We start from the raw sequence: 24,977 nt of genomic DNA, 5'->3' as shown, positions 1-24,977 counted from the left end.
GCGGTCGCCTAGCGCCAGGTGTCGCGGAACACGCGAAGCCAGTTGGCGCCGAGAATTTTCAGAATCTCGACTTCGGAGAAGCCGCGCCGGTCCAGTGCCGCGGTGAGGCCCGACAGCTCGGCAGGGGTAGCGAGTGAGTCAGGATAATAGTGAGGCGGCCGCGGATAGGTTGCCGGATCCCAGATTCCGGCCGCGACGAATTCGGACCAAAGATCGTCGGCCTCCTGGTCGCTGGCAAAGGGTTGCTGCCCCCAATAATAGTCCAGGCCTATGCCGACGTGGTCGCAACCGACGAGATTGGCGAAGTGGGCGAGATGGTCGACGAAATCATCGATGGTCGGCTTGCGTCCGACGGTGATGAAATAGGGCGCCAAGGTCACGGCGACCAAACCACCGGTCCGAGCTGCCGCGCGTGCTTGCTCGTCGTCGATATTGCGCTGGACGTCGAGAAGCGCCTTGGCGTTGGAATGCGAGAAAACGACGGGCTTGGTTGATACCTCCATCGCCTCCATGGTCGTTCGCTTTCCGGTGTGCGTCAGATCGACAGTGATCCCTGTGCGGTTCAGCGCCTCGATCAATTTACGGCCAAACCGGCTGAGACCGGCGTCGCTCTCTTCCTCGCATCCGTCGCCCACATAGTTGCGGGTGTTATAGGTGAGCATCGCCATGCGCACGCCTACGGCTTCGAAGGCTGCGACGAGATCTAGATCCTGTTCGAACGGCGATGTCCCCTGGAAATGGAAGAGGATGCCGAGCCGATCTTCGCGCTTGGCGCGCGCGATATCGTCGACGGTTCGAACGTGCAGCAGATCGGGGCGACGATCGATGAAACCTAGCCATCCTGCAGCCGCCCGGAAGGCATCCGCGGCATTTTCGGTCGTCGAAAGCGTGGGTGCGACGCATGTCACTCCACCGGCCTTGTACAGATCAACATATTTCTGGCGCTGCAGAAGAGGCGCCACGCCATCGACGATGATCGCTTCGCGGTGTGTGGCGTTGATATCCATATCCTCTCCCTTAGTCCTCAGGAATGCCGCGGTCTACGATTTTTCAAAAGTAGCAAACTTTTGCAAGCGTCAAGGTCCAATTGACGGTGAATCCCAGCAGTGGCCCAAAGGGTCGCCGCGATTTTTCTCGAAGGGACGAGTTAAAACGCTCGGGATTGACGCCAAGACCCTCAGCCAATAGGCAGTTAGAAAAATTTTCAGTTTTGGAGAATCGAGAGTGCGAATCTTTACAGCCGGGCTCTCGACTGAGACCAACACCTTTGCACCCTGGCCTACCGGCGAAGCCGCCTTTCACGAGGGCGGCTTCTATCCCGGAAACGCCAGCGCATCGGGCGATATGCGGGAGAATCTTGTCGCGCGCCAATATCGCGATCTCGCAGGCCGGGATGGGCACGCGTTCGTTGAGAGCCTGTTCGCCACCGCCGAACCGTCTGGACCAACCGTCCATGCCTTTTATGAAAATATGGTCGAGACGATTCTGGCGGATCTCGTTCGGGAGGGCCCGTTCGACGTGGTGCTACTCTGGCTGCACGGCGCCATGGTCTCGACCGAATGCGACGATTGCGAAGCGGACCTGGTAGAGCGCATCCGGGAAGTTGTTGGCCCGGAAACGATTATCGCGGCCGAGCATGATCCGCACTGTCACGTATCGGAGCGCCTATTGGAGGCGGCATCGCTCGTCATTCTGTTCAAGGAATATCCCCATGTCGATTATCTTGTCCGGGCCGAGGAGCTTTACGGGCTGGCGCTGAAGGCTGCCCGGGGTGAGATCAGGCCCGTGCCAGCACTGTTCGACTGCCAGATGATCGGCTTCTACCCGACGATGCGCGAACCTATGTCTGGGCTCGTTCGGGATTTGCGAGAGGCGGAGACGCGTCCTGGCATCCTGTCGGTAAGCTTCGTCCATGGATTTCCGTGGGGGGACACATGGGAGACCGGAAGCAAAATGCTGGTCTATGCCGATCACGATCGTGCGCTGGCAGCGCAGACCGCGGAGGAACTCGGGCTGCGCATCTATGAACAGAGACACGCACTCTTGCCGCGCTACCCTCGAATCCCCGAAGCGATCGCCAAGGCTATGGTTCTCGACGGCCGCGTCGTCCTTGGGGACGTGGGCGACAATGCCGGAGGCGGGGCGCCAAGCGACACGGTCGCGGTCCTCGATGAATTGATTGAACGCCGGGTTGAACGCGCCGCATTCGGATGCATCTGGGATCCGATCGTCGCCGCGGCATGTGCGGATGCCGGCGTCGGCACGAGGCTTTCCGTTCGCCTCGGCGGGAAGTGTGGGCCGGCATCGGGTGGGAGCCGCGATTACGACGCCAGGATAATGGCGGTTCGTGAAGAGTTCGACCAGGGCGGCCCGGGACCGTCGCGTATCCCCATGGGTCGGACGGTATGGCTCGAAATCATGGGCGTCGATGTCGTGATCAACTCGGTTCGCACCCAGACATTCGCCCCCGACGCCTTTACCGGGCTCGGCATCGACCTCAGTGACAAGCACATCATCGTGGTTAAATCCTCGCAGCATTTCCGCGAGCATTTCGAGCCAATCAGCGATCATCTCTTCGAGATAGCAACACCTGGCGCGATCGACATGGCGTTCGAGCGGATCGCCTATCGAAAGCGCAGGCCAATGCCTTACTTTCCCGCCGTCGACGATCCTCTCGGCCGACCAGCTTAACCTGTTCGGCCGCCGCGGCCGATCTTGGGTTCAGTGTTCGAGAACTGCACAGATGCTTCGAGCTCGGTGCGCAGCTCGGCGCTGTCCGCCGAGCAGACGGTGACAAGCTTGCAGGTGCCCGGAGCTGCCGCGATATACGCATGGGGCGTTGTGCTGTCGAAATAGACGGAGTCGCCGACTTCAAGACGAAGCGGCGCATAAAGGTCGGTATGAAGCTCGATCGCACCTTCAACTACATAGGAATATTCGTCGCCTGAGTGACGCAGAAGCGGCCCAAATTCGGCAAGGCTGCGGACTTTCACTTCGGTCACGATGGGCAGGAGCTTCTTGGCGAGAAGGTCAGCGGCTGGATAAAGCGAGGAATAGACGTCCGATTCCATCAATGTCCCCTCACCGGAGCGGCTGACGCTGCGGCGACCCGCCGGGAGCCTGATAGGGGCGCTGGGATCGGGATGAGGCGATGACGCAAACAGCCGCTCTATGTCGACTTCGAGACCGCGACTGAGACGCGTGATCTTGTCGTAGGTGAGCGACATCTTGCCATGCTCGATCTTGGACAAGGTTGAGATCGGCATACCGGTCCGTCGGCTCACCTCCTGGAGCGTCCATCCCTTCTCTGCGCGAAGGGCCTTGAGAACATCGCCGGGGCGGGCAATCGACGTTGCGGATGTACTTTTTTCAGGCATAGAAAATTCCTACGCTGTTTTGTCGATTGCGCCAAGCGCGTTCCAAGTTGTTTTCAGCCTTTCACATTTTGCTCGCACGCGCGCTGCGACGCGATCAGGAACGAGATAATTCCGACACAGGCCGCGAAAAAAGTGACCAGCGACAGCGATTTTCCGACGGCAAGCGGATCATGAAAAACATGCTCGGTGATCAACGCCGTGACCATCGTGCCAAGCCCAAGGCCCACTGTCATGTTCGAAAAGGCGTTGACCGCCGTCGTCAGTCCGCGCGCCTCTGACGGAACCGACTGCTGGACGGCGGCGATGCCCATTGTGCCGACGCAGGTCGAGGCGAAGACCCAGAGTCCGAAAACGACGTAGATGGGCCCAGTGGTCGTCCAGAAGGCAATGGTCGCTGCCGGGGCAGCGACCAGGCAGATCAAGGCAGCGGTACGAGCCCGGAGGGTCAAGCCGCCGATTGCACCCAGGCGGTCGGACAGCCAGCCACCGATCAAAGCTCCCAAGGCGCCAGCGGTCATGGCGATGGCACCCAGCTGCGAACCGATAAGGCCTGGCTGCTCGTGAAAGCGTCGCGCGAGGAGCGAGGGTGTCCAATTGAGAAGGGCGAAGTCGCCGGCCGACATAAACGCCATCGCTGCGAGCAGCGGCAGGAGAAGGTGCCGTTTCCCGGCGAATACCGCGCTGATCGGCACTCCTGAACCTTGCCAGCTACGCTTGTGGCGGATCGGCTCGGCGATGGTTGCCAGCAGCAGGAGCATGACCACGCCGGGTAGAGCAAGCAGCAGGAGCACGGCCCGCCACGGTGCGCGTTGGCCCACGATTGGCCAGCCCTGAAACCAGCCATCTTGGGCGGCTTGCAGTAACTGGCCGCCTACGCTGAGGGCAGCACCACTGCCAACGATCATGCCCATCGCGAAGATGCCGAGCGCAGTGCCACGACGTTGTGGTGGGAAAATGTCGCCGATCATCGAGATCGCCGCGGGTGCCAGAGCCGCCTCGCCGATACCGACAAACACGCGCGCAGCAAACAGCTGTCCAAAGTCCGCAACCAGACCGCAGGCGACCGTTGCCGCAGTCCAGATAACGACGCCAGCCATGATGAGCCGCCGCCTCGAGACCATGTCGGCAAGACGTCCCATTGGAAGGCCCGCGAACGAGTAAATGATCGCGAAGGCGAGACCCTGAAGAAGGCTGACCTGCGTGTCGGAGATTGCGAGATCGGCCCGCAGCGGATCGACCAGAAGCCCAAGAATCTGGCGGTCCGTATAGGACAGTATCGCACAGACGCAGAAGATCGCGACGGTCCACCAGGCCTTGACCGCGGAAGGGCGTGCTTCAGCTTCGCTAAGCTGCGGTGTTAACGCAGCCCCAGTCACTGATTGACCCCCCACCAATTGACCGGCGATGCATGCTTCCCAAACGGCTCGGTACCCATGACAGGGGTGGCTGCATCATCGAAATGGCCCGGTCGGTCGCGATGGTCGTCGTTTTTTGCTGGAAGCGCCAATCGCCTGTCCTCTCTTGCTGATGCTTAGCCTGTCCCAGCCCATCTTGCAGCGATTTCTCACGTTTTGTCTAGACATGAAATATATTTGCCATTTTTGAAAAACAGAGCTAACGACTCGGACCGAAACCACACAGGTGAAGGGGGGCAAGATGAAAACTATTCGATTTGCGCTTGCTGCAAGCGCGTTGGCGATCAGCACCGCGGCCGCTGCGCAGCAAGCACCGAGTCCGCAAGCCGCGCCGCCGGCCGCTGCGAGTTCGACTGACACGTCCGACACCACTGGCGATATCGTCGTTACGGCGCAGAAGCGCAGCGAGAATCTCAGTAAGGTCCCGCTCGCGATCACCGCCTTTTCGGGCGAACAGTTGACCTCGCGAGGCATAGCGCAAACCAGCGATCTTCAGACGATCACGCCGGGCCTTCTCATGCAGCCAACCAATCGAGAGACGGTAGTCGCCATTCGCGGCATCGCGAACAATGTACGCGCCATCTCTGCGGACCCTTCGGTCGCGACTTATCTCGACGGAGTTTATTTGTCCCGATCGAACATGGTGCTTGGTGCGCTATACGATGTACAGCGTGTCGAAGTGCTCAAAGGGCCCCAGGGAACGCTTTACGGCCGCAACGCGACAGGCGGCGTCATCAACATCATCAGCCAGCAGCCGACCGATACGCTCTCTGGCAACGGCTATATCGGCGGCGGAAGCTATGGACTAATGGAAGCGTCGGCGGCTCTCAACGCCCCGATCACCGACGGGACCGCGATCCGTATCTCCGGCTATTACGCGCACGACGACGGGTACACCAAGAACCTGACCGATCAATCCTCGAAGGATGATCAGACGAATATTCGCTCGGTGCGCGGCGTTCTGAAGAGTCAGTTGTCCTCGGCAATTACATTCCATGCGACCGCCGAATATACCGATGATCGCGGGAATGTGGGCTACGGCTATTCGCAAACGCCTTATCCAGCGCTGCCGGGCTTGCCGACCGGCTTTCTGACTGCGCCGCAATTTGAACGCCAGGATCCGCGCAATATTCGTCATGACACGCCTTACATCAGCCGACGCAAATCGTTCGTGGGCTCCGCGTCTCTCGACGCCGATCTCGGGTTCGCGACCGCCAAGCTGATTTATGGGCATACGGACTATCGGGCGAATGATCTCCAGGACATCGACCTGTCGTCCGATCCGGCGTTTGGCTGGTACCAGATTTCGAATGTGAAATCGAAGGCCGATACACTGGAAGCACAGATCGCGAGTAATGGCTCCGGGCGGTTCAACTACACGGCAGGCGTGTTCGCCTACCAGGAAACCGCGCACGAGTTCATCTTCCTCAACGAGGATGGCGTGATCTCGCTCGACACGCAGGCGCGCAACCGTTCGCTCGGCGCCTATGCCGAATTGAGCTATAAGCTGACCGATACCCTGACTGTCCTTGGCGGCTTGCGCTATACGACGGAAGACAAGAAAGCCGACACGGTCGCGGTTGTGCTTCCCTCAGGCGCCGGCAAAGTGAGCTACAATTCGGCGACACCGCGTGCGCGTATCACATGGCAGGCCACGCCCGACGTCATGGCTTATTTCAATTTCGCGCAGGGCTTCAAGGCCGGCGGCCTGAACTCGCAGCAGGCAAACCTGTCGTTCAAGCCGGAACGCGTGACCGACTATGACGCTGGCGTGAAGGCGACCCTGCTCGATAATCGTTTCTTCATCGACGCGTCCGTTTTCCACTACGATTACAAGGATCTCCAGCTTAGGAATGCGGTGGTCTCGGGCACGGCGACACTGGTAACCATCAACAACGCCGGAAGCGCCAACATTACCGGCGGTGAGATTAGCGGTCGCTTTCGTGTCGGGGGAGGCTTCAGTCTCGACGGTGGCCTCACCTATCTCGACTCGAAGCTGCACGGTTTTGTAAATCGCCAAGGCATCGATTATAATGATCAGCCTTTGCCGCTCGCTCCGAAATGGGAATATTCGCTCGGCGGCCAGTATGATGCCAATTTCGGCGAGACCGCGCTTCGTCTTCGTGCGGACTGGAATCACCGGTCATCATATCTTTTTGCCTCGAACCTACGCGACTACCGCACCGAGCGGTCACCCGGATACGGGTTGCTCAACCTATCGGCGCGTCTGACCTTCAAGAACCACATGTACGTCGAGGTCCTTGGACGGAATGTCACCGACAAACTCTATGCCGCCAATCTCGGAGACTTCCGCGGCGCTCCGGGCCTCGAAGCCAACTACGGTGCACCGAGGACGATCGAAGGGCGCGTCGGCTTCGAATTCTGATGGAAGTGCGGCGCCCCGTCTGACGGGAGGCCGGCGGGAAAGCGAACGCCGCCGGCCGGCGCCCCCGGTGCAGCGATTGCGCCGGGGGCGCTTCTTGTCGCGTGATATCGTTCGCGAAAGAAATCCAGGTGCAACATGCGAACACAAATTGGTTCAGCGATCATAGGTCCGGCGGGACAACCGCTGCCCTTGACGGCAGGGGTCGAGATCGACGGCATCGTCTATCTTTCGGGCCAGCTTGCTCTCATCAACGGCAAACTTGTTGGTGACGGCATCGAGCAGCAGACCAAGGCAGTCATTGACGCGATCGAAAAGATCCTTGCTCAAGCGGATCTGACCCTGAGGGACGTGTTCAAGGTTGCGGTCTGGCTGACGCGGAAGAGCGACTTCGCCGGATTCAACGCGATCTATGGAAGCAGGTTTTCCGCGCCTTACCCGGTTCGCTCGACCGTCATCAGCGATCTGGTCTTGGATGGCGCGCTGGTTGAGATCGAGGTGACGGCCGCGCGGTCAGACACATCGCGCGATCGGGATGCGGCATGAGAATCATCGTTCTTGGTGCAGGCGTCATCGGGACGAGCACCGCTTATTACCTCGCCGAGGAAGGCCATGAAGTCGTCGTTCTGGATCGGCAGCCTGGGCCTGCACTCGAAACCAGCTTCGCCAACGCGGGAGAGATTTCGCCGGGCTATGCCGCGCCGTGGGCCACGCCCAACACCCCATGGAAAGCGTTGGGATGGTTGTTCACCAAGCACGCACCCCTCGTTTGGCGCCCGAAAGCGGACCCGGATATGGTGCGCTGGTTGTGGACAATGCTCGCCAATTGCGGCGAGGCCAAATATCTGGAGAACAAGGCGCGGCTGCTGCGCCTTGCTGAGTTCAGCCGCGACGAGTTGCGTCTCCTGCGGCAACGGACCGGGATCCAATACGACCAGAGAACCGAAGGAACGCTGCAGCTTTTTCGCGACGCCGCTCAGATGGAATCGATTGCGAAGGACGTAAAGGTTCTCGAAGCAGACGGGGTTCCCTACCAGGTCCTGGATCGAGCCGGATGCATAGCCGTGGAGCCGGGTTTGGCGAACGCCACGGTTCCTGTCGCGGGCGGGCTTCGCCTCCCCAATGACGAGACCGGTGACTGCTTCAAGTTCAGTAACGAGCTCGCCGCGATCGCAGAGCGATCCGGCGTCGAGTTCCGCTATAACGAGACGATCGAACGCATCGATCGCGACGGCGCTCTCGTGTCCGGCGTTCTGACCGATCGCGGGATGGTCAGGGGCGATGCCTATGTGCTTGCGCTTGGAAGCTATAGCCCCCTTCTGGTGAAGCGCCTGGGCCTTCGCCTGCCCATCTATCCGATAAAAGGCTACTCGCTGACACTGCCAATCGTCGATCCCGACAATGCGCCGCAATCGACGGTGATCGACGACGCCTATAAGGTTGCCGTCACGCGCCTCGGCGATCGCATTCGAGTTGCCGGAACCGCGGAGATCAGCGGCTACGATAAGCAATTGCCACCGAATAGGCGCGAAACGCTGGAGCTGGTCGTCAAGGGTCTCTACCCGCGCGCGGGCGACTTGGCCGCAGCGGCCTTCTGGAGCGGCTTGCGACCTATGACGCCGGACACGACGCCGATCGTCGGTTCGACGCCGATCTCAAACCTGTTCACAAATACCGGCCACGGCACCTACGGATGGACCATGGCGTGCGGGTCGGGTCGCATATTGGCGGATGTCATCGCCGGACGGCCCTCGGCCATCCGCACCGAAGACCTTGGCATCGGACGCTACCATTGAACCAATCCCAAAACTGCGGATGGGCGCGAACGAGCGCAGTGAAAAAATTGCTGACGGGAGATTGCGATGCGCCCCTCGGACGTTGTGAAAATCGTCAACTGCCACGCCGCGGGTGAGGTCGGCGACGTCATTGTCGGAGGAATTGAAGCGCCGCCGGGAGAGACCATTCGAGAACAAGCACGCTGGGTGGCCACGGATCAGGGGTTGCGCGATTATGTGCTCAACGAGCCGCGCGGCGGTGTTTTCCGACACGTCAACCTGCTCGTACCGCCCATCGATCCTCGTGCCGATGCCGGCTGGATTGTCATGGAGCCCGAGGACACGCCGCTGATGTCGGGCTCCAATTCGATGTGCGTGGCGACGGTGCTGCTGGAGACCGGCAGGATCCGCATGATCGAGCCTGAGACGATCGTTCGCCTTGAGGCGCCGGGCGGTCTCGTTGAGATCCTCGCAACCTGCAGGGACGGCCGCGTCGTTGAGGTCCGCACTTTTAACCTGCCGAGCTTCACGGCGCGACTAGATGCATATGTAGAGGTGTCGGGACTGGGAACTGTCCAAGTGGACGTGGCCTTCGGCGGAGACAGTTTCGCCATCGTCGATGCGCACAAGCTCGGCTTTGGTTTGGACCCAAGTGAGGCGCTTGATCTGGCTCGTGTTGGCATAGCGATTACGAATGCTGCGAACGAGCAGATCGGATTCGTGCATCCTGAGAAGGACTGGTCGCACATCTCGTTCTGCCAGATCGCGGCCCCCTTATTCGTGGAAGACGGCGTTCCCATCAGCCTGAATGCAGTGGCCATTCAACCCGGCAAGATCGACCGGTCGCCCTGCGGAACCGGCTGTTCCGCCCGGATGGCGGTGCTTTCGGCGCGCGGCCTTCTTCGCGTCGGCGATCGCATGATCGGGCGCTCGATTATCGGTGGCCGGTTCGATTGTAAGATCGAAGAGGATGTGGACGTCGCGGGCCTGCGCGCGATCATCCCATCGATAGCCGGGCGGGCTTGGATCACCGGCACGCAGGAACATCGGCTGGATGAAACAGACCCCTGGCCTCGGGGCTACCGTCTCACGGATACCTGGCCGCAGAAGCAATAGTTCGGATACTTCCCAGGTTTAGGGATCGCCGCTCAGGGCGATCAGATCGTCATAGAGAGCCCGATCGATCGACAAGGGTGCGGTGTCGTGAGCACGGCGCGCTGCCAGGCGGCGATCGCCCGGTAGACGCGCCCCTTGCTCGACGAGCGATTGGAACAGCGCTTCGGCGCGGCTTAGGTGAAACGCTGCGGTGTCGCCAAGAAAAGCCGAGGGATCCATCGCAAGGATCAGCACACCGCCGAACGGGCTTGCCTTGCGCCCGTCGTCATGGATGAGCGACTCTCGGCTCGTGAGATCGCCGATCAGAGGCCCGGCGATGAGCTCGATCATCAGGGCCAGTGCCGACCCCTTGTGACCGCCGAAGGTGAGCATCGCCCCGGCAAGCGCCGCCTCCGGATCGGTGGTAGGAGCGCCTTGCGAGTCGATCGCCCATCCTTTGGCAAGCGGTCGTCCCTGCCGTCTGTGAAGTTCGATTTCTCCCCGGGCAACCGCGCTGGTCGCAAAATCGAACACCAGGGAGGGGCGGCCTTGGCGAGGCCAGGCAAAAGCAAGCGGGTTTGTTCCGAACATTGGCAGCGTGCCGCCATGCGGCGCGACCCATGCATGGCTGGGGGTGCAGGCCAGGGCGACCAGACCCTCATCCGCCAGCGGTTCGATGTCGGGCCACAGCGCGGCGAAGTGGACGCAACGCGTGAGCACCATCGCGGCGACACCTTGCGCACGGGCTTTTGCGATCAGCAAGGGAAGTCCCATGCTGTGTGCAAGCGGCGCGAAGCCGCCGTCGGCGTCGACGTGGACGATGCTCGGCGCCAGATCGATGATCTCTGGTTTAGCAGCTTTTGCGACAGCACCCGTGCTAAGCGTGTGGGCGCACACGATCAGACGATAGAGACCATGCGATGTACAGCCATCGCGCTCACCGGCGACGATCGTCTCGATCACAGAGGCGACATGGTCTTCGGCCAGGCCGTGTCGCAAAAGCACGCGGCGCGCCAGCGCTCGCGCTTCGTCGAGCGTGATGGGCACAGACTCTAGCATTGGGATCTCCCGGTTGGTCAGTGGAAGCGCGCCAGATCGAACGGCTCGAGCGAAACCGCAGGCTCGTCCCCCGCAAGGAGGGCCGCGATGAGTTCTCCCGTCAGCGGTCCGAGCGTCAGTCCGAGATGCTGATGACCGAATGCGTAGAAGAACGAGGGATGAGCGTTGCTGCGGCCGATGGCGGGCAGATAATCGGGCAAAGTGGGACGCGAGCCCACCCAACGTTCCAGGGGTTGCTCGATCGGTAGGCCGAGTTGCTCGATGTGGCTCAAAATGCGACGCCAGCGCGCCGGGTTTGGCGGAGCCTCCGCCTTGGCGAACTCGACGAAGCTCGCGGCGCGCAACTGCTTGTCGAAGCGTGTCACGATCAGCGCGCGGTCTTCGAACACGAGCGGCGGCAGCGAGGAAGGCCAACCGCTACCCGCCGATTGCAAGTGATAGCCCCTCTCGGCAATCATCGGCACATTCAATCCGGTCGACGCGAGCAACGCTTTCGACCCGTAGCCGGCGGCGATGACGGCGAAGTCGGACGCGAGAAGCGTGCCCGCTTCGACTCGCACGACGCACTGATGTCCGACCTGTGAAATCGAATGCGCTTGCCCCTCGATGATTGTGCCTCCACAGCCGCGGAAGGTCGATCGCAACAGCGCGGCAAGACGCGTCAGGTCGGCGATTTGACCACTCCCTTCCACGCGCACGGCGCCGGAGATCGGCTTGGTCACCAACTGGCTGAGCAGATCGAATTCCGAGGCGCTCGCAGGACGCGCGAACGCGGTATCGACATCGGAAGTCTGCCATCGCTGCAGACCGCTTCGCGCTGACTGGGGTGTTTCCCAGATGATGAAGTGGCCATCCTGACGGAGCAGGTCCGGGTCACCGAGTTGCAAGACCAGGCGGCGCCACGCTGGCATCGCCTCACGGAGTAGGTCGGTCAGCGCCACGCGCCCAGCCGCATAGCGCGCCGGAAGTGCTGCTCTCACCAGTCTGAGGCCGAACGGCGCCCAGGCGGCAATACTTCCCAGTGGCAGCGCCAGCCCTCCCCCGCTTGACAGAAGGCGGCGTGGCAGGTTGCGAAGCACGGAGAACGAGGCCAGCGGCTCGACCTGTTCGACAGCGATATGACCGGCATTGCCCCAGGAGGCCGGTTTATCCAGACCAGCATCGACGAGCGTGACGGCGAAGCCGCGTGTCTGCGCGGCGAGCGCTATCGAGAGTCCGACTATTCCGCCCCCGATCACCGAGACACTTCGCAACGATTCCCCCTTTTTTCTATAATGGATAATCGTTAGAGGGTATTTTCAGATTTTGAAAGTTTGGCGCGTCTGGGTACGTCGTCGGAGGAGAAAAACATGGCAGAATTGAACTGGAACGGGGTCTATCCGGCCGCGACGACTCAATTTACCGAGGCGCTCGACGTGGATATCGCGGCGACCCAAGCCACGCAGAGCGCACTCGTGGACGATGGCGTCAACGGCCTCATCCTGCTCGGCACCTGTGGCGAAAACAATTCGCTCACCGGACAGGAGAAGCGGTCGATCCTCGCTGCCAGCCGCGAAGCGGTCGGCGGGCGGGTGCCCTTGGTAGCCGGCGTATCGGAATTGACGACGGCGGCGGCAGCTCAGTTCGCCCGGGACGCCGAGAAGGCTGGCGTAAGCGGTCTCATGGTTCTCCCCGCCATGGTGTACGTTCCGAGCGAGGATGAACTGTTTGCGCATTTCGAGGCGGTCGCCATGGCGACATCACTGCCGATCATGCTCTACAACAATCCGCATTCCTACCGGGTCTCGATTGGCCTGCCGCTCCTCGAAAGACTTGCGGCGCTTCCAAACATCGTCGCCGTGAAGGAGAGCGCGCCCGACACCCGCCGCTTCACCGACATCCTCAACGCTTTCGGCGATCGCTTCGTGGTAATGGCGGGTCTCGACGACGTCGCGCTCGAAGGGCTGATGCTTGGCGCGCGTGGGTGGGTTTCGGGACTTACCAGCGCATTTCCGCAGGAATCGGTCGCGCTGGTCGCTGCCTTCGAAGCCGGCGAGATCGAGGAGGCGCGCCGCATATATCGGTGGTTCATGCCGCTGCTTCACCTCGACGCCGAGCATGATCTGGTTCAGTCGATCAAACTCGCTGAGCAGATGATGGGTCGGGGGACGGAGCGCGTGCGACTACCGCGGCTGCCGCTCAGCGGCGCGCGGCGTGCGCAGGTGGAAGCCATCGTCGAGAAGGCGCGCTCCACGAGGCCGCTCGATGCGGTCCGCTATGAGCCAGCGTGAATGATGTCGTGGTTCGAAAGAGGCGGTCGATCTCGCCTCCTTCGGCGTCAGACAATAGACACCAATCCGGAGCCTTCGAGGCAGGAGCATTCTCGGAATATCCTGCAAGGCGCCGCGACCGCATTTGGTGCGGTGCTCAGCATCCAATGCGGCGCACTCTTTGCCAAGTCGATTATTCCGTTGATCGGCGGCTTTGGTGTCACGGGTTGGTATTGGCGCGGCCTTGCTCGTCCTCATTCGACGGCCCTGGCGGCACCGGCTCGGACCTTCGGACCGCTCAATATGTCGCGCTATACGGTATCGCGCTGAGCGGCCTCAATCTCGCATTCTACAAGTCGCTCGAGACCCTGCCTCTGGGGATGGCTGTAACGATCGAACTCCTGGGACCGATTGTTGTTGCCTGCAATCCCTCGCGACGCATCGATCTGGTCTGGGTCGCGCTTGCCCTTATCGGCCTTATAGAGATTCTGCCGAGAGATGAGGCCGTTCACGCTGGCGCCCGTGGAACGCTCTTCGCGTTGCTCGCCGCGCTGTGCTGGGGAGCTTATATTCTAATCGCGAAACGCGCCCAGCGCAGCGAAATTTCCGATCTGGTTGGCTTTGGAATCGCCGTCTCAGCCATGATCGTCATCCCGGTCGGCATCGTGTCCGCTGGGTTTCGGCTGATCGATATTGCGATCCTGCCGACGGCCCTTTGTATTGGGATACTATCGACGGCAATCCCCTACGCGCTGGACTATATCGCAATAAAGCGCCTCGGAGCGGAAACTTTCAGCCTGGCGCTCTGTGTTCACCCTGCGGTCGCGACGTTACTCGGAGCCATTTTCTTGCACGAGCGGATTACGCAATCGGCGATGCTTGCGACACTCTGCATGACGACCGCAGCAGGGGGCAGGTTCGTGTCGACCGCTTTCGCCGGGCGAGCTGCCGAACGGGGATGACACGACAAAAAACAAGAGGAGGTTGGATGATATATCCTGATCGATGGGCAGATCAGTGGATCGAAGCATGGAACAAGCGAGATCTCGACGGCCTCGTTTCTCTTTATGCAAATGATATCCAGCTACGGTCTCCCTTCGCGAAGGTTTATGCGCGTGACGGCACGGTCAGGGGAAAGGCAGAGCTGAGAGACTATTGGGCCGAAGCAATGCGAAGAATTCCGGACCTTTCGTTAGAGAAGGTCGCAGTCTACAGCGGCCATCTCGCCCTAGCGCTCCACTACAAAGATAATTCCGCGCGAAGCTGCATCGAGACCGTGCTTTTCAACGAGAAGGACGAGGCTTTCTTCGAGACAGCATGCTACGACCGACTGCGATGAGCCTCACCGAAGCTCATCTTCCCCGGTACTTGAGGCATCCAGCAGGGCGATGACACGCCGCGCCTGCTTGAGGTGAGGGGCGTCGATCATCTTGCCTTCCAGCTGAAGCGCGCCGACGCCTGGCTTGGCCTCGAAAGCCGCCACTACTGCGCGTGCATGGGCCACCGCTTCGGGGGTCGGCGTGAAAGCGGCATTAATTACGGGCACCTGGCTCGGATGAATCGCCATCATGCCGTTAAAGCCGTCACGCGCTGCTCGCTCGGCATAGGTGGCGAGCCCATCGAGATCCTTGAAGGCGGGGAACACAGTGTCGATCGCCGACACGCCCGCCGCATGGGCACCGAACAGGGTGAGCGCGCGAACCATCTCATAGGGCGGCGTAAAGCGGCCGTCCGGCTCGCGGCTGGTTGAGGCGCCTATCGCGGCCGGAAGGTCCTCAGCCCCCCAGGTCAGCCCCACCAGGCGATCGGCGACCTCGGCATAGTGGCCAAGCTGAAATACCGCTGCCGCTGTCTCCGAGGCAATAGGCAGGATCAGCGCGACCCCGCCCGAAACGGCGTCGAGCGCGCGCACGCTCTCAGCGCCCTCAGCCTTGGGCAGTATGAGGGCGTCAGCACCTCGCGCGGCCATCACATCTTCCGAAAGCATGCCCGAGTCCAGAGGGTTGATCCGCACGAATAGCGGCACCGTTCGTAACGGCCGTGCGAGCGCCTCGGCCACAGCGCGGCGAGCATTTTCCTTGGCGGCTGGGACCACTGAATCCTCGAGATCAAGGATTAACGCGTCGGCTCCGAGCCCCAGCGCCTTTTCGATCCGCTCCGGCCGATCGCCGGGTACGAACAGCAGCGAGCGGAGCCTCATGCGAACGTACGCTTGAGGAGAGCCATGCGCAGACATTGGCAGACGATCTCATCGCGCTGATTGCTGAGCACATGGCGGAAGGTGACGACGCCCGCGTCTGGTCGCGAGCGCGATTCCTTCAGTTCGATCACCTCGGTCTCAGCGTGTAGCGTATCGCCAATGAAAACGGGTTTGGGCATTACCAGCTTGTCGTAGCCGAGATTGGCGACAAGAAACCCCAGCGTCGTGTCACCCACCGAAAGCCCGATCATCAGAGCGAATGTGAAGGTACCGTTGACGAGGATCTGGCCAAACTCGCTTGCTTTGGCAGCCTCCAGATCGATGTGGAGCGGCTGGGGATGATGCGTCATCGTCGAGAAAAGGAGATTATCGGTTTCGGTGACGGTTCGCCTGATTTCATGAGAGAGGCGATCGCCGACTTGCCATTCGTCAAAACCACGCCCCGCCATCATCCCTCCCCCTTCGCGATCCGGGCCAGCAGCGTACCTTCGCTGACCTGCGCGCCTGTGGCGGCGTCCAACATCTCGACAATGCCATCAAACGGGGCGAGCAAGGCTTGCTCCATCTTCATCGCCTCCAGAACAAGAAGCCGCTGCCCCTTGGCAACCGCCTCACCGGCACTGATCTCTACCGCAATCACCCGGCCAGGCATGGGCGCAAGGATCGCGCCATCGGAGGCGCCTGCTCCAGCGCCCGCATGATCGGCCACAGGCTGCCTGAACGGCCAAGCTTCTCCGCTCAGGAACAGCACCGGCTCGCCCGCTACCTCGACCGTGGTCGCAGCAGGCCCGGTCGCCTTCAGGTCAACCAGATAGAGGACATTCGCCACCTCCACCGCGATGCGCCGATCCGGTGCAGCGTTGGCGCGGAAGCCGGTGAGCGTCCCCCAGGGATCGGCAGGGTTACGCGGCAGAAGGGCGCGGGCAGCAGCTTGGAGGATCGGTTCCAAAGGATCCGCACCGGGCACAAGCCGGTCGGCACGTCGCTCGATGAAGCCCGTATCGATGCGTTCGGCTGCGAAATCCTCGTCTGCGGCCGCGCGCGCCAGAAAGGCGGCGTTGGTGCGCACCGGCCAGACCTGCATCTCGCTGCAGGCCTGTGCCAGGCGGGCGGCCGCTCCGCGGCGGCTTTCGGCATGCACGATCAGCTTGGCGATCATCGGATCATAATGCGGCGTCACCTCGCCGCCTTCCTCCACACCCGCATCGACACGTATTCCACCCGGGAAACGCAGCCAGGCGAGCGGGCCGGTCGAAGGTAGAAAGCCGGTTGCCGGATTCTCGGCATACAGCCGTGCTTCCATCGCCCAGCCAGAGATCAAAAGCTCTTCCTGCCGTTTCGGGAGGGGTTCACCGGATGCGACGCGGAGCTGCCATTCGACCAGATCCTGCCCCGTGATCATCTCAGTGACGGGATGTTCGACCTGGAGCCGGGTATTCATCTCCATGAACCAGATGCGGTCGGGGGTGAGCGGACCCGATCCGTCGGCAATGAATTCTATCGTGCCGGCCCCGACATAGTCGACAGCGCGAGCTGCCTTGACCGCCGCGGCGCAGAGTTCCGCGCGCGTCACATCATCCATGCCCGGCGCGGGCGCTTCCTCGATGACTTTCTGATGGCGGCGCTGGAGCGAACAGTCGCGCTCGAACAGGTGGACGACCTGGCCGTGGGTGTCGCCGAACACCTGCACCTCGATGTGGCGCGGGTTCAGGATATATTTCTCGATCAGCACATGATCGTCACCGAACGACGACGAGGCCTCGCGTCGGCAGCTCGCCAGTGCATCGGCGAACACGCCTGGCTCATCGACCTTGCGCATCCCCTTGCCGCCGCCGCCCGCGACCGCCTTGATGAGAACGGGATAGCCGATCGCATCTGCCTCGGCCTGGAGGCGCTCGGGCGACTGGTCCTCGCCCATATAGCCGGGCGTCACGGGCACGCCGGCGGCCACCATCAACTTCTTGGCTGCATCCTTGAGGCCCATCGCACGGATACTGGCGGGCGGCGCGCCGACCCAGACGAGCCCGGCTGCCTGCACGGCTTCGGCGAACTCCGCATTCTCGGAGAGGAAGCCATAGCCGGGGTGGATCGCCTCCGCCCCCGTCTCCCGCGCGGCGGCCAGGATCTTCTCCTGCACCAGATAGCTTTCGCGCGCGGGCGCGGGGCCGATACACACCGCAGTATCCGCCTCGCGCACGAAGGGCATGGCGGCATCCACGTCCGAGTGGACCGCGATGGTGCGGATTCCGAGGCCGCGCGCGGTGCGGATGATCCGCCGCGCGATCTCGCCGCGGTTGGCAATGAGGAGGGATCGGATCATACCATCACATCCTGAACACGCCGAACTGCGCGCGCTCCGGGGTCGGCGCATTCAGCGTAGCGGCGAGCGCGAGGCCGAGGACGTCGCGGGTCTGGACCGGATCGATGATGCCGTCGTCCCACAGTCTGGCAGTCGCATAATAAGGATTGCCTTCATCCTCATATTTTCGGCGGATCGGGGCCTTGAAAGCTTCCGCCTCCTCCGGCGTCCATTTCTCCGCGTCGCGATGCACCGTCGCCAGCACCGAGGCCGCCTGCTCCCCGCCCATCACCGAGATGCGCGCATTGGGCCAGGTGAAGAGGAAGCGCGGCGAATAGGCCCGCCCGCACATCCCGTAATTGCCGGCGCCAAAGCTGCCGCCGATCAGCACGGTGATCTTGGGCACGCTCGCCGTCGCCACCGCCGTTACCAGCTTGGCGCCATGCTTGGCGATGCCTTCCGCCTCATATTTGCCGCCGACCATGAAGCCCGAGATGTTCTGGAGGAACAGCAGCGGAACCCGGCGCTGGCACGCCAGCTGGATGAAATGCGCGCCCTTCTGCGCGCTTTCCGAGAAAAGCACGCCATTGTTTGCGAGGATCGCGACCGGAATTCCCCAGATATGCGCGAAGCCGCAGACGAGCGTGGCGCCGTAGAGCGGTTTGAATTCATGCAGTTCTGACCCGTCGACAAGCCGGCCGATCACCTCATGCACGTCATAAGGCGCACGCACGTCCTGCGGCACGATGCCGTAAAGCTCCTCCGGATCGAGCTTTGGCGGGCGCGGCTCGGCTAGTGCGATGTCAATCGGCTTGGGACGATTGAGCGTCGCGACGATATCGCGGACTATCAGCAGCGCATGTTCGTCATTCTCAGCGAGATGATCGACCACGCCGGACTTGCGCGCATGGAGATCGCCACCACCCAGATTCTCGGCCGAGATCACCTCGCCCGTCGCCGCTTGCACCAGCGGCGGGCCGGCAAGGAAAATGGTGCCCTGTTCCCGCACAATGACGCTCTGGTCCGACATGGCCGGCACATAGGCGCCGCCCGCGGTGCAGCTTCCCATCACGCAGGCGATCTGGGGGATGCCAGCGGCACTCATCTGGGCCTGGTTGTAGAAGATGCGGCCGAAATGCTCCCTGTCAGGGAAGACCTCGGCCTGGTGCGGCAGGTTTGCGCCGCCGCTGTCGACGAGATAGATGCACGGCAGCCGGTTCTCGCGAGCGATCTCCTGCGCGCGCAGATGCTTCTTCACCGTCATCGGGAAATAGGCGCCGCCCTTCACCGTCGGGTCGTTGGCGAGGATCATGCACTCGCGACCGTTGACCCGGCCGATGCCACCGATCACACCCGCGCCCGGAGGTCCGCCCTCCTTATCGTACATGTTGTTCGCGGCGAGCTGGCCGATCTCGAGGAACGGCGAGCCCGGATCGAGCAGCCGGTGGACGCGGTCGCGCGGCAGCAGCTTGCCGCGCGCGACATGGCGCTCGCGATGCGCTTCGGAGCCGCCGAGCGCCGCCGTCGCGACCTTGGTGCGCAGCTCCTCGGCCAGCGCGCGATTGTGCGCGGCATTGGCGGCAAAGGCGTCCGATGCGGGATCGAGCAGGGAGGAAAGCCGCGTCATGCCCCGATCAGCTCGCGGCCGATCAGCATCCGGCGAATCTCGTTGGTGCCGGCCCCGATGTCGAGCAGCTTGGCGTCGCGCATGTAGCGCTCGACCGGCCAGTCCTTCGTGTAGCCGGCGCCGCCCAGCGCCTGGACCGCCTCGTTGGCGACCTTCACCGCATTCTCGCTGGCGAGCAGGATCGCGCCGGCGGCATCGAAGCGAGTGGTGCGCCCCGCGTCGCAGTTGCGTGCCACCGCATAGACATAGGCACGCGCCGAATTGAGCGCGACATACATGTCGGCGATCTTGGCCTGCATCAGCTGGAAGGCGCCGATCGGCTTGCCGAACTGCTTGCGCTCCCGGACGTAGGGGATGACCGTGTCGAGGCAGGCCTGCATGATGCCGAGCTGGATGCCGGCCAGCACGGTACGCTCATAGTCGAGCCCCGACATCAGCACGCCGACTCCGCCACCGACCGGGCCCATCACATTCTCTTCGGGCACCTCACAATCGTCGAACACCAACTCCGCGGTGGGCGAGCCGCGCATTCCCATCTTGTCGATCTTCTGGCCGATCGAGAAGCCCTTGAAGCCCTTCTCGATGATGAAGGTAGTGATGCCCTTCGAACCTTCGCCGGTCTTGGCATAGACGACCAGCGTGTCGGCGTAGGTCGCGTTGGTGATCCAGAACTTCGTGCCGTTGAGAATGTAGCGATCGCCTTTCCTCTCGGCCCTGAGCTTCATCGAGACGACGTCGGAGCCCGCGCCCGCCTCCGACATGGCGAGGCTGCCGACATGCTCGCCGGAGATCAGCTTCGGCAGGTAACGGGCTTTCTGTTCGAGGGTCGCCCAGCGGCGGATCTGATTGACGCAGAGGTTCGAATGGGCGCCGTAGGAGAGGCCGATCGAGGCCGACGCGCGGCCGATCTCCTCCTGCGCCACGACATGCTCGAGATAGCCAAGCCCCAGCCCGCCGTCCTCTTCGGCGACTGTGATGCCATGTAGGCCGAGCGCGCCCATCTCGGGCCAAAGTTCCTTGGCAAACCAGTCCTCGGCGTCGACCTTCGCCGCGATCGGGGCGATCTTGTCGGCAGCAAAGCGGGCGGTCGCCTCCCGGATCATATCGGCTTGCTCGCCGAGGGCGAAATCAAAGGTCACGTCCATTTGGTATCTTTCAATCCGCGAACAGGAGGACAGGGGTTTCGAGAAGCTTTTTGAGGGCCTGGACGTAACTTGCCGCGTCCCAGCCATCGACCACACGATGGTCGCAGCTGATCGAAAGGTTCATCAGTTTAGCGCGAACAATTTCGTCGCCACTGAACATCGGTCGCTCGACGATTTTGTTAGGACCGATGATCGCCACCTCGGGTCGGTTGATTACCGGAGTCGTCGCGATGCCGCCCAAGGGGCCGAGTGACGTCAGCGTAATGGTGGATCCGGACAATTCCCCGGATGTGATCTTTCCAGTCCGGGCTGCTTCGGCGAGGCGACCGATCTCGGTCGCGAGCTGCCAGATATTCTGATCCTGTGCGTCTCTGATCACGGGGACCATCAGCCCGGCATCGGTTTGGGTCGCCATGCCAATATGAACCGCGCCGTACCGGACAACCGTGCCGGCTTCATCATCATAGCGGGCGTTTAGCATCGGAAACGCAGGCAGAGTCCTGCACATGGCCGTTATCAGAAGCGGGAGAAGCGTGAGTTTTGGCTTGGCTCCGCGCGTGGCGTTGAGGTCGCCGCGCAGTTCCTCGAGCTTGGTCACGTCAATTTCTTCGACGTAGGTGAAGTGCGGGATGTGCCGCTTCGATGCCGCCATGTTCTCGGCGATGCGTCGCCGCATCCCGATGACCTTGATGGTTTCGTTTGCGCGGGCGCGACTGTTGTGCGGGGCGTGATATCCTTGGTTCGAACCATAGCGTAGGAAGGCGTCGAGATCGGCGTGGCGTATGCGATCGCCATCGGCCTTCACCTCACGGAGGTCGACGCCAAGTGCCTTCGCTCGTTCGCGGACCGCCGGCGTGGCCAGGACTTCTCGCCTCTGCTCGATCGGGTGCGGGAGCTGATCGTGCGTATCGTTGGGGGGCGCTTTCGGCTGGTTGGGGGGTGGAGCGGCATCCTGAGGTTCGGAGGCGCGCGGCGTTGCTGGCAAAGGCTCCTCGTTGCCTGCCGAGGAAATCTCGGTTGGGGAGAGAGCATGCTCCGCCTCGGTGTTGAGATCGTCAGGCTCCTCGCTTTCGATCTCGAAGATGACCAACGGTGACCCAATCGGGATTTGATCGCCAACCTCGCCCGCTATCTCAACGACCCGTCCCGCAACCGGCGATTCCATCTCGACGGTCGCCTTGTCGGTCATCAAGTCTGCAAGCGATTGGTCCTCAACGACGACATCGCCTACCGCGACGTGCCATGCGACGATCTCAGCCTCGGCGATGCCCTCGCCGATATCGGGAAGGCGAAATTCGAAACGCGCCATGATCAATACTCCAAGACGCGAGTGAGCGCGGCGGAGATGCGCTGCGGACCGGGGAAATAATCCCACTCGAAGGCATGCGGATAGGGCGTGTCCCAGCCACACACGCGTTCGATTGGCGCCTCGAGGTGAAGGAAGCAGCGTTCCTGGACGAGGGCCGAGAGTTCCCCGCCAAAGCCGCCAAATCGGGACGCCTCATGAATGATGACGCAGCGGCCTGTCTTTCTGACGGATGCCACGATCGCTTCGATGTCGAGCGGTACGATCGATCGCAGATCAACGAGCTCGGCGTCGACGTCGCTCTCGTGGATCGCAGCCAACGCGACATGTACCATCGTCCCGTAGGCGAGGACGGTCACCGCCTCGCCCGTCCGCACGATCGATGCCTCTCCAAGCGGAATCCGGTAGAGCCCCTCGGGTACTTCTGCTGCGGGGTGCCCCTGCCAACTGGCGACTGGTCGATCATGGTGCCCATCGAACGGGCCATTGTAGAGCCTCTTCGGCTCCAGGAAGATCACGGGATCGTCGTCTTCGATCGCCTGAATCAGCAGCCCCTTCGCATCATAGGGATTGGAGGGGATCACCGTCTTGAGCCCGGTAATATGGGCGAAAATCGCCTCGGGGGACTGGCTGTGGGTCTGGCCGCCGAAAATGCCGCCGCCATAAGGCGAGCGCACCGTGATCGGCGCCCAGAACTCGCCGTTCGAACGATAGCGCAGCCGCGCAGCCTCTGAGACGAGTTGGTCGAAAGCGGGCAGGATGTAGTCTGCGAATTGAATTTCGGGGATAGGACGCAGGCCATAGGCGCCCATCCCGATAGCGGTCGCGATGATCCCACCTTCGGAGATTGGCGCATCGAAGCACCGCTTAAGACCGTGCTTTTTCTGCAGCCCGTCGGTCACCCGAAAGACGCCGCCGAAGTAGCCGACGTCTTCGCCAAAGATGAGCGTCTCGGGATCCTGAGCGAGCTTCGCGTCGAGCGCCGAGTTGAGCGCCTGGATCATGTTCATCGTCGGCATGGACCTAGACCCCGAGCTCGCGCCGTTGCTCGACGACGCGCCAATCAGGTTCCTTGAACACGCCTTCGAACATCTCCGAGACCGGCGGTTTGGACTTGCCGAGCGTGCCCACCGATTCCCCTTCCTTCACCGCGGTGCGAACCGCGCTGTCCAGTTCGACGGAAAGCGCGGCATGCCGGTCTTCGTCCCATTCGCGAAGAGTGATCAGATGCTTCTTCAGCCGCTCGACCGGATCGCCGAGTGGCCAATGCGCGGCCTCGTCGGCTGGGCGATATTTGGTCGGATCGTCGGATGTCGAATGCCCGCCGGCGCGATAGGTATAGAGTTCAATAAGGGTTGCGCCCTTGTTCGCCCGCGCGCGTTCGGCAGCCCAGGCGGTGGCGGCCCAGACCGCAAGGAAGTCGTTGCCGTCGACCCTCAAGCCCGGGATGCCGTAGGCGATCGCTTTCGCGGCGAAGGTGGTCTCGTCGCCGCCCGCGATCCCGGCGTAGCTCGAGATCGCCCATTGATTGTTAGTAACGCACAGTATGCAGGGGGCGTGGTAAACCGAGGCGAAGGTCAGCGCCTCGTGGAAGTCGCCTTCGGCAGTGGTACCTTCGCCGATATAGGCGAGCGCGATCCTGTCATCGCCCTTATAGGCGGACGCCATCGCCCAGCCGACTGCATGGCCGAACCGGCTGCCGACATTGCCTGACAACGAGTAGAAGCCGTAGTCGCGCGCCGAAAACAGAATAGGCAATTGTCGTCCTTTGAGAGGATCCTTCTCATTGGAGAATATCTGATTGACCATTTCGACGAGCGGGTAATTGCGTGCGTGAAGCCAGCTCATCACGCGGTAGGTCGGAAAACACATGTCACCGGCAGCAAGCACCATCGACTGAGCTGCACCGATCGCTTCTTCACCGGAGGACTTCATGTAAAAGCTGGTCTTGCCCTGGCGGTGCGCACGAAAAAGGCGGTCGTCGAACAGCCGGGTCAGGACCATCGCGCGTAAGCCATCGCGCAGGCGGCCGGGCGCCAGTTGCGGTGCCCAAGGACCGGCCGCCAAGCCTTCGTCATCCAATACACGGATGAGCCCAAAGGGCAGATCGCGCATTCCCGCTTCCGCTTCGAGCGGGTCAGGTCGCCGCATGTCTCCGGCCGCAGGCATGGACGACGACGAGAACAGGTTCGTCTGCCCTGGTCGAGCGGCGGGCTCTGGAACATAGAAACTGAGAGGCGGGAGATTGGACATGAGCTTCCTTCGCAACGCGCTTCGAGAGTGGCATGGGTCGCTGCGGAGGGTCTTTTCTAGTTTTGCAAATTTTTGGCAGATATGGCAATTCGATGCCTATCGGAAGGCGGCTTTGTAGGATGACGGTTGCGTGGATCGACTTGACCTCAAATTGCTCGATGCGCTCCAGCGATCGCCGGATCTCTCCACCGCCGATCTCGCCGAGCAAATCGGGCTATCGCACACGCCTTGTTGGAGACGCCTGAAAAGGCTCGAAGCGTCGGGCGCGATTCGGGAACGGGCCGTTATTCTCGACCCTCAGATTTTGGGCTTTCCGATCAGTGTTTTTGCCGAGGTGCGACTTCGCCAGCATGACGAGGCGACGCTTGAAGCGTTTGAAGAAAGCGTGCGCTGTCGGGACGAGATCGTGGAGTGCTTTTCGATGTCAGGGGAAAGGGATTATCTGCTTAGAGTGGTTGTGGGTGATGTGGCAAGCTATGAGAGTTTTCTAAAGAAGGTGCTGTTGCATTTGCCAGAGGTGGCGTCGATAAATTCCAGCTTTGCACTTAATATCATTAAGATAACTACTCGCCTTCCCTTGATTATTTAGTGTACATGCTTCAGTCGCGCCGACTATTCGGCACCTTGAACGGATCTCTGCGCGAACCCTTTTATTTTGTCGGTAGAATCGGCTCGAAGGCCAAAGTTCTTTCGGGATAGCTAGGCTCAGGACCCATTAAATCGCTTGCGCTGGCGGCGATGGGCTGATTCAATCGCGGCACCAAGGAGGTGCTGCTGGTGTCCGAGTTGTGGTT

General features: G+C 61.7%; 22 protein-coding genes. 9 read left to right on the top strand and 13 right to left on the bottom strand.

The window, feature by feature from the left end; translation table 11 throughout:
• Positions 1-8: 8 nt before the first annotated feature.
• Positions 9-1,007 (bottom strand): dipeptidase, encoded by a 999-nt coding sequence (locus tag EV664_RS17560; RefSeq protein WP_133497025.1) that lies wholly within the window; start codon positions 1,005-1,007, stop codon positions 9-11.
• A 217-nt stretch (positions 1,008-1,224) separates the two neighbouring features.
• Here EV664_RS17560 and EV664_RS17555 point away from each other — a divergent pair, with 217 nt between their 5' ends.
• Positions 1,225-2,691 (top strand): M81 family metallopeptidase, encoded by a 1,467-nt coding sequence (locus tag EV664_RS17555; protein WP_133497024.1) that lies wholly within the window; start codon positions 1,225-1,227, stop codon positions 2,689-2,691.
• Here the strand turns inward: EV664_RS17555 and EV664_RS17550 are convergent.
• Positions 2,688-3,377, bottom strand: coding sequence for a helix-turn-helix domain-containing protein (locus EV664_RS17550; RefSeq protein WP_133497023.1), 690 nt, complete (start codon positions 3,375-3,377; stop codon positions 2,688-2,690). The genes EV664_RS17555 and EV664_RS17550 overlap by 4 nt on opposite strands.
• A gap of 53 nt (positions 3,378-3,430) precedes the next feature.
• Entirely contained in the window at positions 3,431-4,753 is a 1,323-nt protein-coding gene (locus tag EV664_RS17545; RefSeq protein ID WP_162848898.1) for an MFS transporter, read from the bottom strand.
• A 280-nt stretch (positions 4,754-5,033) separates the two neighbouring features.
• Here EV664_RS17545 and EV664_RS17540 point away from each other — a divergent pair, with 280 nt between their 5' ends.
• The 4 genes from EV664_RS17540 (at position 5,034) to EV664_RS17525 (ending at position 10,066) form a co-directional block, all read left to right on the top strand.
• Positions 5,034-7,178 carry a TonB-dependent receptor gene (locus EV664_RS17540; RefSeq protein WP_133497021.1) on the top strand — a complete coding sequence of 715 codons (2,145 nt, stop codon included), beginning with the start codon at positions 5,034-5,036 and terminating at the stop codon, positions 7,176-7,178.
• 135 nt (positions 7,179-7,313) lie between these two features.
• The gene (locus EV664_RS17535) at positions 7,314-7,721 is read left to right on the top strand and encodes a RidA family protein (protein WP_133497020.1); all 408 of its coding nucleotides are present in this window, start codon (positions 7,314-7,316) and stop codon (positions 7,719-7,721) included.
• Positions 7,718-8,971 carry a D-amino acid dehydrogenase gene (locus EV664_RS17530; RefSeq protein ID WP_133497019.1) on the top strand — a complete coding sequence of 418 codons (1,254 nt, stop codon included), beginning with the start codon at positions 7,718-7,720 and terminating at the stop codon, positions 8,969-8,971. The genes EV664_RS17535 and EV664_RS17530 overlap by 4 nt, the downstream gene beginning before the upstream one ends.
• 66 nt (positions 8,972-9,037) lie before the next feature.
• Positions 9,038-10,066, top strand: a complete 1,029-nt coding sequence (locus EV664_RS17525) for a trans-3-hydroxy-L-proline dehydratase (protein WP_133497018.1) — start codon at positions 9,038-9,040, stop codon at positions 10,064-10,066.
• Between the two features lie 18 nt (positions 10,067-10,084).
• Here EV664_RS17525 and EV664_RS17520 read toward each other — a convergent pair whose 3' ends face one another.
• Together EV664_RS17520 and EV664_RS17515 are read right to left on the bottom strand one after the other, a co-directional pair.
• Positions 10,085-11,104: an Ldh family oxidoreductase gene (locus tag EV664_RS17520; protein WP_133497017.1), complete on the bottom strand. Its 1,020-nt coding sequence runs from the start codon at positions 11,102-11,104 to the stop codon at positions 10,085-10,087.
• Positions 11,105-11,121: 17 nt separating this feature from the next.
• Positions 11,122-12,357, bottom strand: coding sequence for an NAD(P)/FAD-dependent oxidoreductase (locus tag EV664_RS17515; protein ID WP_133497016.1), 1,236 nt, complete (start codon positions 12,355-12,357; stop codon positions 11,122-11,124).
• Between the two features lie 96 nt (positions 12,358-12,453).
• Here EV664_RS17515 and EV664_RS17510 point away from each other — a divergent pair, with 96 nt between their 5' ends.
• The 3 genes from EV664_RS17510 (at position 12,454) to EV664_RS17500 (ending at position 14,692) form a co-directional block, all read left to right on the top strand.
• Positions 12,454-13,374 carry a dihydrodipicolinate synthase family protein gene (locus EV664_RS17510; protein WP_133497015.1) on the top strand — a complete coding sequence of 307 codons (921 nt, stop codon included), beginning with the start codon at positions 12,454-12,456 and terminating at the stop codon, positions 13,372-13,374.
• 146 nt (positions 13,375-13,520) lie between these two features.
• Positions 13,521-14,315 carry an EamA family transporter gene (locus EV664_RS17505; protein ID WP_133497014.1) on the top strand — a complete coding sequence of 265 codons (795 nt, stop codon included), beginning with the start codon at positions 13,521-13,523 and terminating at the stop codon, positions 14,313-14,315.
• 26 nt (positions 14,316-14,341) lie between these two features.
• On the top strand, positions 14,342-14,692 hold the full coding sequence (locus EV664_RS17500; protein ID WP_162848897.1) for a nuclear transport factor 2 family protein: 351 nt from the start codon (positions 14,342-14,344) through the stop codon (positions 14,690-14,692).
• Between the two features lie 3 nt (positions 14,693-14,695).
• Here the strand turns inward: EV664_RS17500 and EV664_RS17495 are convergent, their stop codons facing one another.
• From EV664_RS17495 to EV664_RS17460, 8 genes are read right to left on the bottom strand one after another with little or no spacing between them, the layout of a single operon-like run.
• Positions 14,696-15,553, bottom strand: a complete 858-nt coding sequence (locus EV664_RS17495) for an HpcH/HpaI aldolase/citrate lyase family protein (protein ID WP_133497055.1) — start codon at positions 15,551-15,553, stop codon at positions 14,696-14,698.
• On the bottom strand, positions 15,550-16,002 hold the full coding sequence (locus EV664_RS17490) for a MaoC family dehydratase (protein WP_133497054.1): 453 nt from the start codon (positions 16,000-16,002) through the stop codon (positions 15,550-15,552). The genes EV664_RS17495 and EV664_RS17490 overlap by 4 nt, the downstream gene beginning before the upstream one ends.
• Positions 16,002-17,873, bottom strand: a complete 1,872-nt coding sequence (locus EV664_RS17485; protein WP_133497012.1) for an acetyl/propionyl/methylcrotonyl-CoA carboxylase subunit alpha — start codon at positions 17,871-17,873, stop codon at positions 16,002-16,004. The genes EV664_RS17490 and EV664_RS17485 overlap by 1 nt, the downstream gene beginning before the upstream one ends.
• Positions 17,874-17,877: 4 nt before the next feature.
• The gene (locus tag EV664_RS17480) at positions 17,878-19,479 is read right to left on the bottom strand and encodes a carboxyl transferase domain-containing protein (protein ID WP_133497011.1); all 1,602 of its coding nucleotides are present in this window, start codon (positions 19,477-19,479) and stop codon (positions 17,878-17,880) included.
• A complete protein-coding gene (locus tag EV664_RS17475; protein ID WP_133497010.1) occupies positions 19,476-20,624 on the bottom strand; it encodes an acyl-CoA dehydrogenase family protein in 1,149 nt (382 codons plus the stop codon). The genes EV664_RS17480 and EV664_RS17475 overlap by 4 nt, the downstream gene beginning before the upstream one ends.
• 10 nt (positions 20,625-20,634) lie before the next feature.
• Complete coding sequence (locus tag EV664_RS17470) at positions 20,635-21,933, bottom strand: dihydrolipoamide acetyltransferase family protein (protein WP_133497009.1); 1,299 nt, start codon at positions 21,931-21,933, stop codon at positions 20,635-20,637.
• A 2-nt stretch (positions 21,934-21,935) separates the two neighbouring features.
• The gene (locus EV664_RS17465) at positions 21,936-22,940 is read right to left on the bottom strand and encodes an alpha-ketoacid dehydrogenase subunit beta (protein ID WP_133497053.1); all 1,005 of its coding nucleotides are present in this window, start codon (positions 22,938-22,940) and stop codon (positions 21,936-21,938) included.
• Between the two features lie 13 nt (positions 22,941-22,953).
• A complete protein-coding gene (locus EV664_RS17460) occupies positions 22,954-24,183 on the bottom strand; it encodes a thiamine pyrophosphate-dependent enzyme (protein ID WP_133497008.1) in 1,230 nt (409 codons plus the stop codon).
• Positions 24,184-24,313: 130 nt separating this feature from the next.
• On the opposite strand from EV664_RS17460, the gene EV664_RS17455 reads away from it, so the two are divergent.
• On the top strand, positions 24,314-24,772 hold the full coding sequence (locus EV664_RS17455; RefSeq protein ID WP_133497007.1) for an Lrp/AsnC family transcriptional regulator: 459 nt from the start codon (positions 24,314-24,316) through the stop codon (positions 24,770-24,772).
• Positions 24,773-24,977: the final 205 nt, after the last annotated feature.

This window comes from Stakelama pacifica (assembly GCF_004361835.1).
GTDB classification, from domain to species: Bacteria; Pseudomonadota; Alphaproteobacteria; order Sphingomonadales; family Sphingomonadaceae; genus Sphingomonas; species Sphingomonas pacifica.
Note: the sequence above shows the minus strand (reverse complement) of the source record. Positions and strands in the feature narration are given on the sequence as shown.

What these genes read in the sequence shown, in the direction of transcription:
- EV664_RS17460 (WP_133497008.1), bottom strand. Translation starts at nt 24,183, where the DNA reads ATGTCCAATCTCCCGCCTCTCAGTTTCTATGTTCCAGAGCCCGCCGCT.
- EV664_RS17505 (WP_133497014.1), top strand. Translation starts at nt 13,521, where the DNA reads ATGCGGCGCACTCTTTGCCAAGTCGATTATTCCGTTGATCGGCGGCTT.
- EV664_RS17465 (WP_133497053.1), bottom strand. Translation starts at nt 22,940, where the DNA reads ATGAACATGATCCAGGCGCTCAACTCGGCGCTCGACGCGAAGCTCGCT.
- EV664_RS17510 (WP_133497015.1), top strand. Translation starts at nt 12,454, where the DNA reads ATGGCAGAATTGAACTGGAACGGGGTCTATCCGGCCGCGACGACTCAA.
- EV664_RS17500 (WP_162848897.1), top strand. Translation starts at nt 14,342, where the DNA reads ATGATATATCCTGATCGATGGGCAGATCAGTGGATCGAAGCATGGAAC.
- EV664_RS17525 (WP_133497018.1), top strand. Translation starts at nt 9,038, where the DNA reads ATGCGCCCCTCGGACGTTGTGAAAATCGTCAACTGCCACGCCGCGGGT.
- EV664_RS17495 (WP_133497055.1), bottom strand. Translation starts at nt 15,553, where the DNA reads ATGAGGCTCCGCTCGCTGCTGTTCGTACCCGGCGATCGGCCGGAGCGG.
- EV664_RS17540 (WP_133497021.1), top strand. Translation starts at nt 5,034, where the DNA reads ATGAAAACTATTCGATTTGCGCTTGCTGCAAGCGCGTTGGCGATCAGC.
- EV664_RS17535 (WP_133497020.1), top strand. Translation starts at nt 7,314, where the DNA reads ATGCGAACACAAATTGGTTCAGCGATCATAGGTCCGGCGGGACAACCG.
- EV664_RS17470 (WP_133497009.1), bottom strand. Translation starts at nt 21,933, where the DNA reads ATGGCGCGTTTCGAATTTCGCCTTCCCGATATCGGCGAGGGCATCGCC.
- EV664_RS17560 (WP_133497025.1), bottom strand. Translation starts at nt 1,007, where the DNA reads ATGGATATCAACGCCACACACCGCGAAGCGATCATCGTCGATGGCGTG.
- EV664_RS17480 (WP_133497011.1), bottom strand. Translation starts at nt 19,479, where the DNA reads ATGACGCGGCTTTCCTCCCTGCTCGATCCCGCATCGGACGCCTTTGCC.
- EV664_RS17530 (WP_133497019.1), top strand. Translation starts at nt 7,718, where the DNA reads ATGAGAATCATCGTTCTTGGTGCAGGCGTCATCGGGACGAGCACCGCT.
- EV664_RS17520 (WP_133497017.1), bottom strand. Translation starts at nt 11,104, where the DNA reads ATGCTAGAGTCTGTGCCCATCACGCTCGACGAAGCGCGAGCGCTGGCG.
- EV664_RS17475 (WP_133497010.1), bottom strand. Translation starts at nt 20,624, where the DNA reads ATGGACGTGACCTTTGATTTCGCCCTCGGCGAGCAAGCCGATATGATC.
- EV664_RS17490 (WP_133497054.1), bottom strand. Translation starts at nt 16,002, where the DNA reads ATGGCGGGGCGTGGTTTTGACGAATGGCAAGTCGGCGATCGCCTCTCT.
- EV664_RS17485 (WP_133497012.1), bottom strand. Translation starts at nt 17,873, where the DNA reads ATGATCCGATCCCTCCTCATTGCCAACCGCGGCGAGATCGCGCGGCGG.
- EV664_RS17550 (WP_133497023.1), bottom strand. Translation starts at nt 3,377, where the DNA reads ATGCCTGAAAAAAGTACATCCGCAACGTCGATTGCCCGCCCCGGCGAT.